Origin of the sequence: Photorhabdus temperata (genome assembly GCF_025384845.1) — a bacterium.
GTDB lineage: Bacteria > Pseudomonadota > Gammaproteobacteria > Enterobacterales > Enterobacteriaceae > Photorhabdus > Photorhabdus temperata.
This window is the reverse complement of sequence record NZ_JAJAFX010000150.1, coordinates 1-2,283: the sequence shown is the minus strand read 5'-3', so window position 1 is coordinate 2,283 and position 2,283 is coordinate 1. Positions and strand designations below refer to the sequence as shown.

Here is a 2,283-nt window from a genome sequence, read left to right as displayed (position 1 = left end):
TCAAAATTAATGGAACGGGGCGCATAATATGAAACCCTGCAAATACTGTCAACGGCTAACTTATCATTCTCAGAGCAAGCGTTGAAAAAGTCATCAGTTTTGTGGTGGATCGACAAAATAAAGGCTGAACAACGGGTTGAAATGAGATAGAAAGCGTTTAGGGGAGTTACAACGTGGTATTAATTAAATGAGATTTTTTGAGAATAGAGGGCACCACACTAAATCGGTGATGCCTTTGTAGCATTAATTACTGCAATTACTGCTGAGTTTCACGCTGAGCAATAAATTCCAGAGCCTGATTAATACGGGCCAGAGTACGGCTTTGCCCGATAGCATGAATAGTCACATCCACACCTGGAGATTGACCTGCTCCAGTAGCAGCAACACGCAGTGGCATACCGACTTTACCCATACCAACTTCCAACTCATCAGCTGTAGATTGAATGGCATGATGAACGTTTTCAGGTGTCCAGTCAGTAATTGAAGCCAGTTTTGCACGAACAACTTCAAGAGGTTGACGGGCAACTGGACGTAAATGTTTCTTCGCTGCATCTGCATCAAACTCAGCAAAATCCTCATAGAAGTAGCGGCAGGACTCTGCCATTTCTTTCAGCGTCTTGCAGCGTTCACCCAGCAATTTAATCAGATCAACTAATTGTGGCCCATTACGGGTATCAATGTCTTGTTGCTCAATGTGCCATGCCAAATGAACGGCAACTTTCTCTGGGGGCAGGGTATTAATATAGTGATGGTTCAACCATTGTAGTTTTTCTGTATTGAATGCACTGGCAGATTTATTGATAGCATCCAGGCTGAAGAATTCAGTCATCTCTTCAATACTGAAAATTTCCTGATCACCGTGTGACCAACCCAGACGAACCAGATAATTCAGCAAAGCTTCCGGCAGATAGCCATCATCGCGGTATTGCATAACACTCACTGCCCCGTGACGTTTAGACAGTTTCTTACCATCATCACCCAAGATCATCGAAACGTGTGCATATTCTGGAACTGGGGCACCCAGTGCTTTCAGAATATTAATTTGACGTGGTGTATTATTGATATGGTCTTCACCGCGAATGACATGGGTGATTTCCATATCCCAGTCATCAATGACAACACAGAAGTTATAGGTTGGAGAGCCATCGGTACGGCGGATAATCAGATCATCAAGTTCCTGATTACTAAATTCAATTGGGCCACGGATACTATCATTAAAAATAACAGAACCTTCTTGTGGATTGCGGAAACGAACGACATGGGGTTGATCCGGATTATGCTGACATTGATTATCACGACAATGACCGTCATAACGAGGCTTCTCGCCATTTGCCATCTGAGTTTCACGTAATTCTTCCAGACGTGCTTTAGAACAATAGCAATGATAAGCCGTCCCTTGCTCCAGCATTTGATCAATAGCCTGGTTATAGCGATCAAAACGTTTAGTCTGATAATAAGGACCTTCATCCCAATTCAGATTTAACCAGTTCATACCGTCCATAATGGCATCAATGGCTTCCTGAGTTGAGCGCTCAAGGTCAGTATCTTCGATACGCAATACAAATTCGCCTTTGTTATGGCGGCTATATAACCAGGAATAAAGTGCGGTACGTGCACCGCCAACATGGAGATAGCCAGTTGGGCTTGGTGCAAAACGGGTTTTAATTTTACTCATTGGGGATTGCCTTAATTACGTTTCACTTTTCAATGAACGTTATTGGTGATTTAAAGTAATAAAAGTGGGGGTTATTTTATCACTGGACTTTAATTCCTCAATGCTGTTAGCGGGATGTTATTGAGAAAAGTCAGCATATCTGCTTAAACCGCACCCTGAGTGATGATAATTATCTCACCTTTGTTTAATTTTGAGACGAACGATATTTTTCCCTAGAAAAAGCGTTGACTCATCCTGAACTATCCCTATAATGCGACTCCATCACGACGGGGCGATTAGCTCAGTTGGTAGAGCATCTCCCTTACAAGGAGGGGGTCATCAGTTCGAATCTGGTATCGCCCACCACTCGTTGTGATAAAAATGAATTTATGATTGGGCGATTAGCTCAGTTGGTAGAGCATCTCCCTTACAAGGAGGGGGTCATCAGTTCGAATCTGGTATCGCCCACCAGTCATAAATTCAGTGGTTTAAGGCAGTAATAGTCATTATGAAGTGGGCGATTAGCTCAGTTGGTAGAGCATCTCCCTTACAAGGAGGGGGTCATCAGTTCGAATCTGGTATCGCCCACCACTTCATTAGATTGTTCCAGCATTATCACACCTTTTTGG

At 43.1% G+C, this 2,283-nt stretch carries 1 protein-coding gene and 3 tRNA genes; 3 read left to right on the top strand and 1 reads right to left on the bottom strand.

Going from position 1 to position 2,283, the window contains the following annotated elements; translation table 11 throughout:
• Positions 1-256: 256 nt before the first annotated feature.
• The gene (gene gltX / locus LGZ99_RS24125; protein ID WP_021323869.1) at positions 257-1,675 is read right to left on the bottom strand and encodes a glutamate--tRNA ligase; all 1,419 of its coding nucleotides are present in this window, start codon (positions 1,673-1,675) and stop codon (positions 257-259) included.
• Positions 1,676-1,944: 269 nt separating this feature from the next.
• Here gltX and LGZ99_RS24120 point away from each other — a divergent pair.
• The 3 genes from LGZ99_RS24120 to LGZ99_RS24110 all read left to right on the top strand — a co-directional run bounded on the left by LGZ99_RS24120 (position 1,945) and on the right by LGZ99_RS24110 (position 2,245).
• Positions 1,945-2,020: transfer RNA gene (locus tag LGZ99_RS24120), tRNA-Val, on the top strand.
• Positions 2,021-2,049: 29 nt separating this feature from the next.
• Positions 2,050-2,125, top strand: a tRNA-Val gene (locus LGZ99_RS24115).
• 44 nt (positions 2,126-2,169) lie between these two features.
• Positions 2,170-2,245: transfer RNA gene (locus LGZ99_RS24110), tRNA-Val, on the top strand.
• Positions 2,246-2,283 lie beyond the last annotated feature (38 nt).